Here is a 15944-nt window from a genome sequence, read left to right on the forward strand (position 1 = left end):
CGTTCAAGCTACCTGCCACCCCTATCTGCACCCTATATCCGCTAGTCAAGCGCTTATTCTGCGATGAGCTTTACTCCTCGTAGCCGGGTGCCGGGCGCATCTTTTTCTGATCCCAGGGCACGGTCCAGCCGAGCGAGTCGAAGATCCGGTCCAGCAGAATTGCGGTGAATCCCCAGACGGTGAATTCTTCACCGCCGAGCATGCGCACCTCGAAGGCGGGGGTGCGGTGTGAGGTGCGGCCGCGTTTGACGTAGGCGGTGTGCCGGTTGGCGGGGTTGAGCAGGTCGCGCACGGGCACGCGGGCGATGAGCGCGGACTCGTTGTGGTCGACGACCTCGACGGGTACGGGGCTGTTCCACCAGCCGATGACGGGGGTGACCATGAAGTTGCTGATGGGTAGCGGCAGGGTGTGCAGCTGGCCTAGGATCTGCACGCCGGCGGGGTCGAGCCCGGTTTCTTCGACCGCCTCGCGCAGGGCGGCGATGTGGGCGACGGGTTCGCCGGTGGTTTCGGCGAGCGCGTAGTCTTCGGGGTCGATTTTGCCGCCGGGGAAGGCGGGCTGACCGGCGTGTGAACGCAGGGTTGCGGCACGTACGAGGAGCAGTACATCCAGGTCGGCGCTGACGTTTTCGGGGCAGCCGTCAAATTTGCCGGTGGAGGGCGAGTTGTCAAGCACACCAAAGAGGATCAGCACGGCGGCTTCTTTGCTGAGGGGGCTGGCGGGTGCGCTGCGCAGTAGGGCTTGGACGTCAAATTCCACGCCGCCCTCTGCGAGAGCCGCCAGTGCCTGCTGGGCGGGGTGCTGTGCATCCTGCCCAGCCTGTTCGGGTTGTACCGACTGCTCGGGTGCGCTCATCTGTGTACCTCTCTTCTGCGCGGCTGCGTTCCGGTTCGGCTTAGTCGCCGTTAGGCGCTGAGCGGGTAGCCTTCAGCCATGAGTTCGCGGCGGGTTGCGCCCTGCAGGAATCGCAGGTGCAGGTCTTCTCGACCGGGCGCCATTTCGTATTTCATGAGTTTACGTGCTGCCTGTTCGTTCGTCTCCCCGGCGCCGTAGGACGGGCAGAGGTCGGCAACCGGGCATACGCCGCAGGCGGGCTTTTTGGCGTGGCAGATGCGGCGGCCGTGGTAGACCATGCGGTGTGAGAAGAGCGTCCAGTCTTTGCGTTCGATGAGTTCGGCGACGTCTTTTTCGACCGTCTCGGGGGCGTCTGCGGTGGTGAATCCCAAGCGGCGGGCGAGGCGTCCGAAGTGGGTGTCTACGGTCAATCCAGGCACGTCGAAGGCGTTTCCGAGCACAACGTTTGCGGTTTTGCGACCGACTCCGGCGAGTTCTACGAGCTCTTCAAGGGTGGAGGGTACCTGCCCGTTGTGGCGTTCGACAAGCTGCTGGGAGAGGGTGACGATGGAGCGTGCCTTGGCGCGGTAGAAGCCGAGGGACTGAATGTAGGGTTCGACCTCTTCGGTGCGTGCGGAGGCGAGCGCGGCGGCGTCCGGGTAGCGTGCGAAGAGTGCACCGGTGACGGAGTTGACGCGCACGTCGGTGGTTTGTGCCGAGAGCACGGTGGCGATGAGTAGCTCGAAGGGGTTGTCAAAGTCGAGTTCTGCGACGGCGTAGGGGTAGGTTTCGCCGAGGATGCGGTTAATTTTGCGGGCGCGGCGCACGGTGGCGAGGTGGCTTTCGGGTGCGCGGGCGTTGAGGCGGCGTGCGGCGGCTGCGGCTTTGAATTCGGGAACGAATCGGATCTGTAGGAGCGATTCGGCGTTCTCTGCCGCGTTGTTCTCAGCCGCGTTATTTTCTGCCGCGGTGTTCTCTACTTCGGTGCGGGTGGCGTTCTCGGTCATAGCGCGAGGGTACCGGGCTTGGGCGTGTGGGCGGTAGCGAGGTTCACCGTACTTGGCCCGCTCCCCATCATTTTCTGGGCAGTTCGCGCCGGCTAGCGCTCAGCGGGCGCCAGCTGTGCCACACTGGTTTTATGTCAGATACGATTTTTGTGCTTAATGGACCGAATTTGAACCTGCTTGGGCAGCGCCGCCCCGAGGTGTACGGCTACACCACTCTGCACGATATTGAGCGTATGGTGCGTGAGCGCGCGGCGGATCATGGTTTTGATGTTGAGTTTATGCAGTCGAATCATGAGGGTGCGCTGGTGGATGAGATTCAGCGTGCTCGTACTCGTGGCGCGGCGATTATTATCAACCCGGCGGCGTACACACATACGTCGGTGGCGCTGCACGATGCGCTGGAGGCGGCTGAGCTTCCGGTGGTTGAGGTGCATCTGTCGAATGTGCATCGTCGTGAGCAGTTCCGTCATCATTCGTTTGTGTCGCCGCAGGCTACCGCGGTGATTGCCGGTGCGGGTGCGTACGGTTATGTCATGGCGGTTGATTTCCTGGCACAGCACCTCGCGGAGTAACAGCGCGCCGCCACCTTTCGTTAAATAGTTCAGGCTCCCGTTCCTCGTGTGAGGGGGGAGCCTGAACTTTTATCGCTATTTAGCGGCTAGTTACTTGCGGCAGGTGCCGGTGGAGACTGCGGCGGTGTTGTCGCCGCCTTCGGCCAGTGCCTGCTTGAGGGTGCTTGCGGTGATGGCGTAGCCGGTCTGGCCGGTGGTTGCCCTACCGAAGATCACGCCGACCACGTTGCCGTTTTCGTCGAGGACGGGACCGCCGGAGTTGCCGTGCTGCACGTCGGCTGCCAGCTGGTAGACCTGGCGCATGGCGTTGGCGCGGCCGGTGTCGGCGTCGATGGTTTGGGTGTTGCCGATGCCCTGCACGGTGGCGGGCAGTGCCTTGAACGGGCCGCCCTTGGGGTAGCCCATGAAGGTTACGAGGCTACCTGCGGTGGCGTTGGTGCCGATGGTCAGCGGTTCGAGCGGCAGCTTGGGAACGCTGATGAAGGCAATGTCCTGTTCGGTGTCCATATAGACGACGGTGCCGGGCCAGGTGCGACCGCGGGAGTCCTGCACGACGGGGGAGGTCACGCCGGCGACCACGTGGGCGTTGGTGACGACCAGGCCGTTATCCGCCACGAAGCCGGAGCCGGTGGAGGTGTAGCCGCACTGCTCGGCGGCGCCCAGGATCTCAACCACGGAGGCAGCCGCCCGGTCCAGTGCCGCGGATTCTACGGTCTCGGTGGGGGCGCTGGTTTCGGGGGCGATGAGCTGGCTGACTTCCGGAATGGTTCCGAAGGCGAGCACGTCATTGCGTACCGTGTTAATGCGGTCCTTGACGACCTCGGGGGTGGAGGCGACCATCCAGGAGAGGGTCTTGGAGTCGCTGAGCGCAGTGTTGAGCTGCGGGATGGGTACGGTGCGCATGGAGATGGTCAGCACGACCATGACCAGGGCGCAGGCGGCGAGGTTCAGCACGCCACCGAAGAAGCGTTCTACGCCCTTGAGCGGGGTGATATCGGTGACGCGGCGGATGGTGCGTCCAGCAACGAGGCCGAGCCACTGTCCGATGGTCAGGCAGATGACGAGCACACCGACGGCGGTAATGAGGCTCCACTGGGTTCCTACGGATGCCACGGCAAGGGGTACGAGCCAGGCTGCGGCGCAGACGCCCAGACCCAGGCCGAGGAAGGTTCCGAGGGTGGTGAAGAATCCGCTGCGGACTCCGGCGAGGAAGTAGAGCAGCAGAATGATGGGGATAGCAATATCAAGCAGGTTGATGCCAGTCGTCACGACTAATTGCCTCCTTGGTGGGTAGAAATGGTCACGGTGTGCCCATGTGGTTGGTGCGGGCTGTGCCCGGTGAGTGTGGCGGCGCGTTAACACCCAGTGGTGGGTGCGGCGGGCTTGTGTTCCCGGGGTTTTTGGGCTCGGGTTTCTGCCTCGTCGCATCGTACCGTGTGTGGAGGCGGGGGCCTCCTTGTCATGAGGGTGTCTGCGTGCTTGGTACCGAAAAAAGTACACACCTGAATGCCTGATATTAGGTGCTGAACCTGTGGGTAAGCTTTGAATTTTCTCGGAAGAAATAACTTTTGCTGTAAAGCTCGCCCTATCGGAATGCATAAAGCGCTTTTTTAGGGTACGCTCATATCAGTTGAATATGTCACACTAGCTTGAGCCTTCTCACATTTCAGATGTTGAGACGCATGGCACCGGTTCGGGCTCACTCACTGAACATTTACGAGTTTCGGCTCATCACCTCATATCTAGGAGAACTTTATGGATCTCGAGATCCTCCGTCGTACCCCTCTCTTTGCTAACCTCGACGACGCAGCTTTCGCTCTGCTGACCGATGACATTCAGGAGATTGACCTCTCCCGCAACGCTGTCCTTTTCTACGAGGGTGACCAGGACGACCAGCTCTTCGCTGTGCTCTCCGGTAAGGTCAAGCTGGGCCGTACCGCCGCTGACGGCCGCGAGAACATGGTCGCGATTATGGGTCCCGGTGATGTTTTCGGCGAGATGGCTCTCTTCGACCCCTCGCCCCGTTCGACCAACGCTGTGGCTGTTTCTGAGACCCGCTTGGCTGCCATTAAGCACGAGTCCTTCAAGCGCGCACAGCAGCTGGATCCTTCGATCTCCGATCAGGTTATTAAGACTCTGGCTCGCCGCCTGCGCCACGCTAACGAGGCACTGGCTGATTTGGTCTTCTCCGACGTTCCCGGCCGCCTCGCTAAGGCGTTGCTGGACCTGGCTGACCGCTTCGGCCGCCCCGCAACCGACGGTGTGCTCGTTGCTCACGAGCTGACTCAGGAAGAGCTGGCACAGCTGGTTGGTGCATCCCGCGAGACCGTGAACAAGGCTCTTGCCGAGTTCGTTTCCCGCGGCTGGATCCGCCTGGAGGCACGCGCAGTTGTCATTCTGGACCTGCCCCGCCTGCGCCAGCGTTCCCGCTAAAGCCTCTTTGAGCATGGGCATTCTAGGGCGCCCTCGCTGAAAGACACGCGACTTAAATAGATCAGGAGCCGTTTCCCTCTGCATGGGGAAACGGCTCCTAATCTATTTAACGCTTCATCATACGAGCGAGCATTGCGGTAGCTCATTAGAACAGGCCTGTTGGAGCAAACCTGTTAGAGCACACCCATCGCGCCGGTGTAGATGGAACCGGTGGTAGCCGGAACCACCTCGGTGAAGGAGAGCATGCACGCACCGTTGTGGGTGACGAGCACGGGCTTCTTCACCTCAATATTACGGCGCTTGGACAGCCACGCCACGGAGGTCTGAGCCTTCGCCAGCGATTCGAGCATGCACATCACACCGGGGGTAATGAGCTGGTCGAGGGTGCGTCCCACCGTGTTGGGCTGGCCGATGCGGTCGCCTAGTTCGCTTGTGTCCTTGGCTTCGAGCAGTTCACGCACGTTCAGCCAGTCACCCCACACGCCCTTACCGAGCAGCAGCTTCGGGTCCTGACCGACGGGCAACGCCGTGGTGAAGTAGGCGATATCGTAACGCTTGAGGAAGAAGTCCGGGGACTGCCAACGCGCGACCGGGCGCAACAGGTCGGCACGCACGCTCAGACCACTGGAGGTCAAGAAATTAGAGAAGCTCTTGTCCTGCTCGGCAACCGCTTCACGCCACGCCATGAGCTCGGGGGTGCTGGATCGTTCCACCACGTCCTGATCGTCCTCGCCAGCGAGCAGAATGCCGGTCTCTTCGAAGGATTCACGCACGGCAGCCATGACGCTACGGCGTGCCTGAGCGATATCAGAGAAGTGGAACTGTTCTTCCCAGTATTCGGCGCCGGGGCCGATCCAGGATGCAGACTCATCATCACCGGGAAGAGCCGTGCCGCCGGGGAACGCGACCACGCCGAGCGGGGAGGTGCCGGGGCGGTAGGTCAGAATCGTTTCGAGGCCGTTGTCGCCGTCGCGCACAAAAATGACGGATGCCGCCTGGCGCATCGTGCAGCCGGTCGCACCTTCGTTACCGCCTTCACGCCAGCTTTCGGCGGCGGTGCGCATGAACTCGGGAATCGTGTAGAGACGCTGGATGCAGGAGGTTCGCGGGTTAGCCACAGACTGGCGGCCGGTAAACATGCGGGGGCGCTCCACGCCCTCAGCCGGGGTGGGGGTGCCGAAGCGGCGTTCCTGCACCGGCTGGGGTAGAGTCTTGATATCCTGCGATTCGCCGGATCCGTGGCCGTCGATACCGTTCACTGTCTTTTGGGCGCCACTTTGTGCTGCCCGCTGAGCCTGGGCAGCACGAATAGCAGACAGCGGCAGCGCGCCGGTGTACAGATTAGACATATTCAACAATGATCTCGACCTCTACGGGCGAGTCCAGGGGAAGAACGGGAACGCCGACTGCGGAGCGGGCGTGCTGGCCTGCCTCACCGAAGATTTCGCCGAGCAGTTCGGATGCGCCGTTAATGACGGCGGGCTGAGCGGTGAAGTTCACCTCGGATGCCACGAAGCCGACAACCTTCACGACGCGCTGCACGCGGTCCAGGTCGCCAATGACGGACTTGACCGCTGCCAGGGCGTTGAGCAGGCAGATACCCGCGTACTTCTTCGCATCCTCGGGGGTCACGAAGCCTTCAGCGCCGGAGTCGGAAACCTTACCGGTTTCGGGCAGCGCGCCGTCAACGAAGGGCAGCTGACCGGAGGTGTACACGTAGGAGCCGGACGTAACAGCCGGAACGTAGGCTGCAACGGGGGCGGGTGCTACGGGCAGTTCGTAACCGAGTTCGCGGATACGTGCTTCAATACGGGATTCAGTCATGATTACTCCAGAAGGATGGCGGGTGATGGCACCCAAACGGTGATAGGGGAAATGCCGTAAATCTAAACGCTACTGATATTCAGGCAGCTGTTAAACGGCTAACCGGCGGCCTTCCTCATCTATTCCCGCGCTCCCCTAGTTAAAGGAGAGCCGGGATAGCGAGGTGACCGCCGGGTACGCTGCTCTTAGTCAGCCTTCTCGCGCTTAAAGTAGGCGATGGGGTTGCCCTGAGTCGGAGCGACCATGTTCGATGCGGGGGTTGCACCGGCAGGTGCGGAGGCACCGGGCAGCACGGTGACGAGCTCCCAGCCATCTTCACCCCAGTTATCGAGGATTGCCTTGGTCGTGTGGATCATCAGCGGTACAGTTGCGTATTCCCATTTCTTCATACCCTCTAGCCTAGCTTTCAGGGTCGAATAAGTAAAAGGGATTCACTATGGTTTCGGTCAATGTCCGGGGCTTTTTGGGGCTTTATTCTCAGGGCTGAGGCGCCCACCTCCCTGTGGGGTGGCGAGACGGGCCTTCTCTCACAGCTTCATGGGATAAACTGAATGAATGGCTTCATCTAAGAAAACCCGTGCGCGTCGCCGCCCGGGAGATTTTTTGCAGTTCCTCGCGTTCAGCGTGATTGCCGGTTTCCTCGCGGCAATTATTGTCGTACCCCCTGCCGTGAGCTTGGGTATGGTCACGAACGCGTCGATGTCATGGTTCCAGGACCTTCCTAACGACATTGCCGATGGCATCTCCTCCCGTCCTTCTACTATTTACGCTGCTGACGGCAAGACCGAAATTGCGACCTTCTTCGAAGAGAACCGTGAACCGGTCAAGCTGGATCAGATTTCTCAGCACATGAAGAACGCTATCGTCTCGGTGGAGGACCGTGACTTCTACAACCACGGTGCTGTCTCCGCTATCGGTATCGGTCGTGCGTTCTTGAACAACATCATTAACTCCAACAGCGGCCGCCGCCAGGGTGCATCTACCCTGACCCAGCAGTACGTTAACAACCTCATTGTTGACTCCGCTGTGGCTCGTGGTGAGGACGCTACCGCAACCCTGAACGGTAACAAGACGTACGCTGCAAAGATTCGCGAGATGAAGCTTGCGATTTCTATGGAGCAGAACAAGTCCAAGGACGAAATCCTTGAAGGCTACCTGAACATCGTGAACCTTGGTGGTTCGAACTACGGTGTTGAGGCTGCTGCACAGTACTACTGGGGTATTTCCGCTAAGGACCTGAACGTGGCACAGTCCGCGCTTCTTGCCGGTCTGGTGCAGGCACCTAACGTGTACGATCCGACCGTGAACCCCGAACTCGCCCGTGAACGCCGCGACATCGTTCTGGGCACTATGCTCCGCGACGGCAAGATTACCGATAAGGAATACAGCGACGCTATCGCCAGCGATATTAAGCTCAACGTCCACACCAAGTCCCAGGGTTGCTCCCTGGCAGGCGACAAGGCATTCTTCTGCCGTTACGTGGTCAACTACCTGCTGCAGGATGAGTCCCTCGGCGCAACCGCTGAGCTGCGTAACACCGCTATCAAGCGTGGCGGCCTGAAGATTGTGACCACCCTCAACCCCGAGGCTCAGACCGCGGCTAAGCAGGCAGTTGACTCCACCCAGCCGGCAGCAACCAACTGGAACGACGTGAACTCCGCTCTGACCAGTGTTGAGCCCGGTACCGGTCGCGTCATCGCGATGGCACAGAACACTGAGCTCGGCACCCCGGCTGACGCAAACGACCACTCCAAGACCGAGTACAACTACAACGTTGACGCCATCTACGGTGGTACCAGCGGCTTCCAGCCCGGTTCGACGTTCAAGCCGATTATTCTGGCACAGTGGCTCATCAGTGGCCGCGGCGCTAACGCTACCGTGAACGGTACCCAGCTGTTCTGGCCCACCAGCTTCGGTTGGAACGCCAAGTGCTACGACGGCGGTAAGTACTACTACACCGGTCAGCCGAACGGCTGGTCCTACAAGAACGCAGTCAACGGCGGCCTGACCTACGGTACCGCTGCGTACGGTATTCGCCAGTCGTTGAACTCGTACCTGTACGGCATGCTCTCCCAGATTGACCTGTGCGATGTGCACGACCTGTCCATCAAGATGCACGCCCTGGACGGTACCGGCGAACCGCTGCACAGCATCCCCGACCTGGGTACCAACATTGGTGGTACCAAGTACGGTATCTCCCCGCTGACCAGCGCATCCATGTACGCTATCTTCGCTTCTGAGGGTAAGTACTGCACCCCGCGCCCCATCGAGAAGATCACCAAGACCAACGGTGAAACCATGAAGGAATACCAGAACCAGTGTGAGCAGGTTCTGGATCCGGACATCGCGAACGGTGTCAGCTGGGTTCTGAAGGGCGTTATCCAGCCTGGCGGTTCCGCTTCTCAGCGCGGTATTGGTCTGCCGAACGGTTCGGCTGCGAAGACCGGTACGAACGATAACTCCTCCCAGACCTGGCAGGTTGGCTACACTCGTGGCCTGTCCACCGCGTCTTGGGTTGGTTCTAACAACCTCGGCTTCCGTTCCCTGAACGGTGTGGGCATTAACGGTCGAGTCCTCGAGTACGTCGATGGTGCAACCTACGCGGGTGCACAGTGGCAGTCGTTCATGAAGACGATGGCTCCGAAGTACAACACGAAGGACTTCACCACCCCCAGCGATAAGATTCTGTCGTACAGCTAGAATCACAGCTCATCAGCTGAAGCCTGAAAGGCGATTGATAATGTGTGAAAACGCAGTCAACGCCCGCGTCCCCGTGGCGGTCCCCGGCGCACGCGGCTCCTCCCCGCTCCTGAAGAAGGTAGCGGGGGCGGTAGCCGCCACTGCAGCCTTGGGGGCCGCCACGGCGGCGTATGGGCACTTTATTGAGCTGAACAATTTTCAGCTCCGCACCGAGTCCCTGCCGGTGTTGCCCGCCGGGAGCCCCGACTTTAGGATTCTGCATATTTCGGATATGCACATGATTCCGGGCCAGCAGAAGAAGATTGACTTCATGCACTCGCTGGCAGCCCTGGAGCCGGATTTGGTGATGAACACGGGTGATAACCTCTCCCACGTGGACGGTATGGGCCCGCTGCTGGAGGCACTCGACCCGCTCATGGACTTCCCCGGCGTGTTTGTGCCCGGCTCGAATTGCTATTTCGCGCCGGTTTTCAAGAACCCGGCGCGTTACCTGTGGCAGCCGCGCACCCCGCAGATGATTGAGGAAGGCTCGCGTGTAGCCCTGCCCATTGAGCGGATGCACGACGCCTTCGAGTCGCGCGGCTGGACAGGTCTAATCAATCGCTACGATACGCTGAATCTCAAGGGTCTGCGCCTGGAATTCTCCGGTGTGGATGACCCGCACCTGCGTTACGATGAGCACCCCGGATTCGCTCCCAGCGCCTTCGATGAGGGGGACGAGCCGAGCGTCCGTATCGGCGTGGCGCACGCCCCCTACATGCGCACCCTGCACCGCTTCGTCCAGGACGGTGCGCAGGCTATTTTTGCCGGCCATACGCACGGCGGTCAGGTCTGCCTGCCCGGCGGTCACGCCCTGGTCAGCAACTGCGATTTGCCGCCTTCGCGTGCGAAGGGTGTCAGCGAGCAGTCCGGTATTCCGGTTCAGGTTTCTGCCGGTTTGGGCACCTCTCGTTTTGCTCCGGTCCGTCTGTTCTGCCCGCCGGAGGCAATCCTGGTGACCCTCACGGCTCGCGATAAGGGTGAAGCTGACGCTTCGAAAGGTGGCCGCCGCTAATGTCTGAGGCTTCTACAGCACACACGGCTAAGCGCCGCCGTAATCCCTTCTTGGAGACGGCGAGCGAACCGACCCCCGACCCGATCGACTACGCGCACGGTCAGCGTGCCCCACGCACCCTCGCCGCGTATGCGCGTCCGATTCGTGTGCGCTGGGGCGTGGGCCTGCTCGTGGCGTTCGGTGCCGGTGCCCTTGAGATTTCCATCCCGCAGATGTTGCAGATTATTGTGGATCATCTCTCGCAGAGCACCACCGAGAGCGCCATCTGGATTGCCGGAGGCCTGGTGCTTCTGCTGGGTATCGCGCATGCCTCCTTCATGTATTGGAGGCGCTGGCTGATTGTGGACCCGACCTCCACAATTGAGCTGTCCATGCGCATGAACTTCTTTGACCGCCTGCTCAGTGCCCCGCTTTCCCTGCTGGATCGTTGGCCCTCCGGTCAGTTGCTGACCCGCTCCATGAGCGATTTGGGGACGATTCGCCGTTGGTTGTCTTTCGGTATCGTGCAGATGCTGACTGTTGCGGTGATGTTCCAGGTCGGTGGCTTCTTCATGCTGCGTTCTTCGCCGTCTCTGGCACTGGTGTTCGTGGTGACCGTGCCGATTCTGGTGCTGTCGCTGGTGAACTTCACTCGCAAGTACTACCGCGCTTCACATGAGATTCAGCAAATGACGGGCGACCTCTCCACCCGCATTGAGGAGTCGGTGCGCGGCATCCGCGTGATTAAGGCGCTGGGCCGCTCCCCCGAGCAGATTCAGGAATATTCCGAGTCGGTGGACGCCCTGCAGGTTCGCGAGTACGGCAGGTCGATGCTGGTGGCTCGTGTTGCCCTGTACCAGGGCCTGATTGTGGGTGTCTCTACGGCGGTGGCGCTGGCTGTGGGCGCTTCGCAGGTTGCGGCGGGCACCTTGAGCCTGGGCGCGATGACCGCCTACTTTGCGGTGCAGACAACCGTGCTCAGCCACGTGACGCGCTCGACCGCACTGATGTCTGCCTATTTGAGCTATAAGGTGGCGTTGGAACGCCACAACGAGGTCATGGACGAGCCCGGCTTTGAGGCGGTGCCGCTGGTTCGTGGCTCCGCGGCTGTGTCTGGGCCCGAGCATCCGCAGGGTGCTTCTGATTCGTCAACAGTAGCTGGAGTATCTGCCGAGGGCGGCTCCGGGAAGGAAACTATGCAGTACCCCAGCGGTGGCGCAGTATCTGTCACTTTCGATCACGTTCAGTTCAGCTACGACGCTATCAAGGCGTCGGCGGAGGCTACCACTGAGGCGAATTCTGAAGTTGCTTCTGAGACGAAGGCACCCGAGGTTTCCGTGCTGAAGGACGTAGATTTCAAGGTCTTCCCGGGCGAGATTCTGGCGCTGGTGGGTGCAACCGGTAGCGGCAAGTCGACCGTGCTGTCGCTGGTTCCGCGTTTTTACGAGCCGACCTCCGGCTCCCTGCGTTTTGGCACCCGAGATACCGCCGACATGTCTATTGAGGAGGTGCGCGCCCAGACCGCGTTCGTCTTTGAGGAGGCGGTGCTCTTCTCCGGCACGGTCCGCGAGAACGTGCTGATGGGTGTTGCCGAGCAGTACGAACACGGCACCGAGGATGAGGACTACCCTGCCGCAGAAGAGCTGGAGGCGACCCTCCAGACCGCACTGCAGCTGGCTGCGTGCGATTTTGTGGCGGAGCTTCCGCAGGGTCTGGATACCGTCATTGGTGAGGAGGGTCTGAGCCTTTCGGGTGGTCAGCGTCAGCGTCTGTCGTTGGCGCGCGCTTTGGCGAAGCGTCCCTCCGTGCTGCTGCTGGATGACCCGTTCTCGGCGCTGGATGTGAACACCGAGGAGCGTATTATTACGGGCCTGCGTGAGGGTCTGGACGGTCTGGGCGGCGCTACGACCCTGCTGACGGCGCACCGCCCCTCCACCGTGGCGTTGGCGGACCGCGTGCTGCTGATGGTTGATGGTGCCGTGGTCGCTGAGGGCACTCACGCTGAGCTGATGGACTCTTCGGAGCAGTACCGTCAGCTGATGACGATGGAGGAGGGCTAATGGCCCATCATCGTCCGGCGGAGCCGCGGGAGCAGATGAGTCCGCAGGAGCGCGCGGAGACCCGTGAACGCTCGATGGCTCTGCTGCGCCAGATGTTGCGCCCGCACCGTGGGGCGTTGGCGCTATCGATCATTTCGGTGCTCTTGGTGTCGGGTTCCTCGGCGATTGCGCCGATTCTGATTGCCCGCGTCCTGGATAGTTCCATTGAACCGCTCAAGCAGGGTGACGTTTCTCCCCTGCTGACCCTGCTGGCGTTCTTTGTGGCGGCTACCGCGGTGACCGCGATCTTCTCGTGGGTCAACGTGGCGTACACGGTGCGTGTGTCGCTGGGTGTGGTGGTGTACCTGCGTAAGCGGGTATTCCGTCACGCGCAGTCGCTGAGCGTGTCGTTCCATGAGCGGTACACCTCGGGCAAGGTCATTTCGCGTTTGACCAGCGATATTGATACGGTCCGCAGCTTCTTGGACAGCGGCATCAGCCAGTTGGCGATTACCTTGCTGTCCATGGTGATTTCTGCGGTCGCTATTTTCCTTCTGGATTGGCGTATTGGCTTGTTCATGTTGGTCATGGGCGTACCGATTTACTTCTTGACGCGCTGGTTCCAGAAGGCTGCGGTGCCGGTTTTCCGCACGATGCGTACCGAATCTGCGCATTTGACGAGCCGTTTTGTGGAGACTTTTACGGGTATCCGCGCGGTGAAGGCGTTTGGTGCGGAGGCGCAGATGCGTTCCGAGTACGCTGAGGCGTCGGAGCGTTACCGCCTTGCGGTGATGGATTCGATTAAGATTTTCGGCGTCTACTCGCCCGTGCTGATGCTTTTGGGCAATGTGTTTATTGCCGGTGCGCTAGTGCTGGGTGGCTATGCGGTGCTGGGCGGCACCATGCAGATCGGTACCCTGCTGGCGCTGGTGATTTACGCGAACCGTGTGTTTGAGCCGGTCATGCAGCTCTCTGAGTTCTACAACATGTTCCAGTCAGCGATGTCCGCGCTGGAGAAGCTGTCGTCGTTCTTGGCTGAGGAGCCGGAGGTTGCTGAGCCGGAGCATCCGTATGAGCGCGCTGTAGAGTCTGCCGCCGAGTCTGCATCTAAGTCTAGTGCTGCTGAGGGCGCGTCCGGCAAAGTTCAGGGCGCCCTGGTGGAGCTGGATTCGGCGGTCTTTGGGTACACGTCGGATCGTCACGCGTTGAAGGAGACGACCCTGCGCATTGAGCCGGGTACGACCGTGGCGCTGGTGGGTGCTACGGGTGCCGGTAAGTCGACGATCGCTAAGCTGGTGGCTCGTTTCTACGATGTTTCAGCTGGTCAGGTGCGTATTGACGGCGTGGATGTCCGCCAGCTGGCGGATGCGCAGCTGCGCCGTGAGGTGCTCATGCTGACCCAGGAGGTGTTCCTGTTCTCCGCGTCGATTCTGGAGAATATCCGCATGGGTAACCCCCAGGCATCCGATGAGCAGGTGAAGGCTGCCGCGAAGGCGGTGGGCGCTGATGCGTTCATTGAGCGTCTGCGTGACGGCTACGAATCACAGCTGGGTCGCGGCGGTATTACCCTGTCGGCGGGTCAGCGTCAGCTGGTGTCCTTTGCTCGCGTGTTCTTGGCGAATCCGCGAGTGCTGATTCTGGATGAGGCGACGGCTTCGCTGGACATTCCGAGTGAGCGCGCGGTGCAGGCGGCGCTGCGAACCGTGTTGGCGGGGCGTACGGCGCTGGTGATTGCGCATCGCCTCTCGACGGTTCTGGGCGCTGATCGTGTGCTGGTGATTCATGAGGGCTCCGTGGTGGAGGATGGCTCCCCGCAGCAGCTGATTGCCTCCGGTGGTCGTTTTGCGGCGATGTACGCCTCCTGGGATGAGCTGAATCAGGTTCAGGAGGCTGACGCTTAGGCGCCTCTGAGTCGCCCCAATATCCCGTGGCGTGCCGCTGTGTTGCGTTCTGAATTTTTTTGGGTTATCCTAGGTGAGTTGCCTACGGTATTTGCTGATAGGTCAACATCGGGATGTGGCGCAGCTTGGTAGCGCGCGTCGTTCGGGACGACGAGGTCGCAGGTTCAAATCCTGTCATCCCGACAGTTAGCCCCGGTCCACTGGACCGGGGCTTTGTCGTACCCGCAGTATTTCTGTTGCAGGCTCCTAGTCAGATTCCTAGTCAGACTCTGGCGCAGATTCTGTTGCAGATGTTGAGTATATAGAGGCGACCCTCTACCCGCGCAGGAACGTGGGGAGGGGGTCGCTTTTGTGTTGAGTTCAGATTCGGCTAGCCGCGCCCGGAGATGAGGGCGAGAATCGCCTCCAGGGGGCCGCGTCCGGCGATGGAGCGCGCCATGCGCGACCAGAGGGTGCAGAAGCCCAGGGCGATTGCGGCGCCGAGCAGCAGGAAGACGCTCCAGTACACGGCGGTGCCCCAACCTCCGGTGGCGATGTAGTGCTCGCCCGCGGTGAGAGCCTTGACGGTGGGCCCTGCGTAGATGATGATTCCGCTCAGCACAATGGATGCGCTCAGCGACATCTGGCCCAGGCGTGCGATGGGGGTGAGCATTCCCGCCTGCGCGGAGAGCAGGCGCGCGCATTCTGCCCAGAAGTACAGGGTTGCCGCCAGGTTCAGGGTCAGCAGTACCTGCGGGCTGTTGAGGAAGCCCAGCTCGGTGTAGGGGTTGAAGGTGCGGTAGACGGCGAGCGCCAGCACGGCGAGCACTACGGGGATTGCGAGCTTTGCCTGCAGGTTGTCGTAGAGGCGAACGAGCACGATGCCCAGGCACATGACCCAGATGAGCTGGGCGCTTTGGGCGTGGTTGACGCCGTGGCTTGCGAGGAAGGGTAGCTGGACGGCGGTCCACGCATCTGCCTGGGCGGCTACGTCCATGAGGAGGGTGTAGGTCCAGGTGATGAAGGGGCTGGTGATCACCGCCAGTACGGCGACCGCCCACAGGGGCAGGTGCACGATGAATAGGGTTAGCAGGGTGAGCAGCGCCAGGTGCACGAGCATGTCGAAGGGCAGCGTGTAGCTGAAGCCCTGCGCCGGTACGGTCACGCCGGCTTGCGGCAGGTAGGTGGCACCCTGCATGAGTGCCACGCCCAGCAGAAGTAGCGCGAGGAATCGCACGATGGTTCCGGCGAAGAGCTGCGGGAAGTTCGCGGTGCGAGCGTAACGCCAAGCGGCTGCACCCAGGATTGCGGCGAAGAGCGGCTCTGCCGGTACGAGGGTCTGCGGGATCCAGAACGTCCAGGACACCGGGATCAGTTGCAGCCAGTATCCGAAGGGGATGAGCAGGCTGAGCACGGCGAAGGCGCGGGCGAGGTCGAGCCCGAGGTCGCGTCGGGTGCCTCCGAGGGAGGCGGCGCGTGCCCCGCTGCTGACGGTGGGGATGGGTTGAGTGCGCCCTGCTGCCATGTCCTCACTCCTTGTAGTGCCGTGTTTGAGAGTCTGTGCGCCCTGCCAGGGTGTGTGCCCTGCTAGGGGATGTGCGTTGCCAGGGTATTGCCTACC

Annotated in this window: 13 protein-coding genes and 1 tRNA gene; 7 read left to right on the forward strand and 7 right to left on the reverse strand. The window is 61.3% G+C overall.

Features of this window, described 5'->3' with window-relative positions; genetic code table 11:
• Window positions 1–70: 70 nt before the first annotated feature.
• Together HMPREF2942_RS06060 and nth are read right to left on the reverse strand one after the other, a co-directional pair.
• Entirely contained in the window at window positions 71–856 is a 786-nt protein-coding gene (locus HMPREF2942_RS06060; RefSeq protein WP_049338328.1) for an NUDIX hydrolase, read from the reverse strand.
• 50 nt (window positions 857–906) lie between these two features.
• Entirely contained in the window at window positions 907–1842 is a 936-nt protein-coding gene (gene nth, locus HMPREF2942_RS06065; protein WP_070688647.1) for an endonuclease III, read from the reverse strand.
• Window positions 1843–1973: 131 nt separating this feature from the next.
• Between nth and aroQ the strand changes: the two genes are divergently transcribed.
• Window positions 1974–2414: a type II 3-dehydroquinate dehydratase gene (gene aroQ / locus HMPREF2942_RS06070; RefSeq protein ID WP_005504658.1), complete on the forward strand. Its 441-nt coding sequence runs from the start codon at window positions 1974–1976 to the stop codon at window positions 2412–2414.
• A 90-nt stretch (window positions 2415–2504) separates the two neighbouring features.
• Here aroQ and HMPREF2942_RS06075 read toward each other — a convergent pair whose 3' ends face one another.
• Entirely contained in the window at window positions 2505–3683 is a 1179-nt protein-coding gene (locus tag HMPREF2942_RS06075; RefSeq protein ID WP_070688648.1) for a MarP family serine protease, read from the reverse strand.
• A 486-nt stretch (window positions 3684–4169) separates the two neighbouring features.
• On the opposite strand from HMPREF2942_RS06075, the gene HMPREF2942_RS06080 reads away from it, so the two are divergent.
• Window positions 4170–4847 (forward strand): Crp/Fnr family transcriptional regulator, encoded by a 678-nt coding sequence (locus tag HMPREF2942_RS06080; protein WP_005504653.1) that lies wholly within the window; start codon window positions 4170–4172, stop codon window positions 4845–4847.
• 173 nt (window positions 4848–5020) lie between these two features.
• Here the strand turns inward: HMPREF2942_RS06080 and HMPREF2942_RS06085 are convergent, their stop codons facing one another.
• The 3 genes from HMPREF2942_RS06085 to HMPREF2942_RS06095 all read right to left on the reverse strand — a co-directional run bounded on the left by HMPREF2942_RS06085 (window position 5021) and on the right by HMPREF2942_RS06095 (window position 7060).
• Window positions 5021–6196: an NUDIX hydrolase gene (locus HMPREF2942_RS06085; protein ID WP_070688649.1), complete on the reverse strand. Its 1176-nt coding sequence runs from the start codon at window positions 6194–6196 to the stop codon at window positions 5021–5023.
• Window positions 6189–6671 carry a RidA family protein gene (locus tag HMPREF2942_RS06090; protein WP_049338331.1) on the reverse strand — a complete coding sequence of 161 codons (483 nt, stop codon included), beginning with the start codon at window positions 6669–6671 and terminating at the stop codon, window positions 6189–6191. Before HMPREF2942_RS06090 ends, HMPREF2942_RS06085 begins: the two co-directional genes overlap by 8 nt.
• Window positions 6672–6856: 185 nt before the next feature.
• Window positions 6857–7060, reverse strand: coding sequence for a DUF4177 domain-containing protein (locus tag HMPREF2942_RS06095; protein WP_005504647.1), 204 nt, complete (start codon window positions 7058–7060; stop codon window positions 6857–6859).
• 166 nt (window positions 7061–7226) lie between these two features.
• Here HMPREF2942_RS06095 and HMPREF2942_RS06100 point away from each other — a divergent pair, with 166 nt between their 5' ends.
• The 5 genes from HMPREF2942_RS06100 (at window position 7227) to HMPREF2942_RS06120 (ending at window position 14527) form a co-directional block, all read left to right on the forward strand.
• Window positions 7227–9371, forward strand: coding sequence for a transglycosylase domain-containing protein (locus HMPREF2942_RS06100; protein WP_070688650.1), 2145 nt, complete (start codon window positions 7227–7229; stop codon window positions 9369–9371).
• Window positions 9372–9411: 40 nt separating this feature from the next.
• Entirely contained in the window at window positions 9412–10425 is a 1014-nt protein-coding gene (locus HMPREF2942_RS06105; protein WP_049347172.1) for a metallophosphoesterase, read from the forward strand.
• A complete protein-coding gene (locus HMPREF2942_RS06110) occupies window positions 10425–12464 on the forward strand; it encodes an ABC transporter ATP-binding protein (protein WP_070688651.1) in 2040 nt (679 codons plus the stop codon). Before HMPREF2942_RS06105 ends, HMPREF2942_RS06110 begins: the two co-directional genes overlap by 1 nt.
• Window positions 12464–14344, forward strand: a complete 1881-nt coding sequence (locus HMPREF2942_RS06115; RefSeq protein ID WP_070688652.1) for an ABC transporter ATP-binding protein — start codon at window positions 12464–12466, stop codon at window positions 14342–14344. Before HMPREF2942_RS06110 ends, HMPREF2942_RS06115 begins: the two co-directional genes overlap by 1 nt.
• A 109-nt stretch (window positions 14345–14453) precedes the next feature.
• Window positions 14454–14527: transfer RNA gene (locus HMPREF2942_RS06120), tRNA-Pro, on the forward strand.
• A gap of 187 nt (window positions 14528–14714) precedes the next feature.
• Here HMPREF2942_RS06120 and HMPREF2942_RS06125 read toward each other — a convergent pair.
• Window positions 14715–15848 (reverse strand): hypothetical protein, encoded by a 1134-nt coding sequence (locus HMPREF2942_RS06125; protein ID WP_070688653.1) that lies wholly within the window; start codon window positions 15846–15848, stop codon window positions 14715–14717.
• Window positions 15849–15944: the final 96 nt, after the last annotated feature.

Source organism: Rothia sp. HMSC071C12, assembly GCF_001813895.1.
Taxonomy (GTDB): domain Bacteria; phylum Actinomycetota; class Actinomycetes; order Actinomycetales; family Micrococcaceae; genus Rothia; species Rothia mucilaginosa.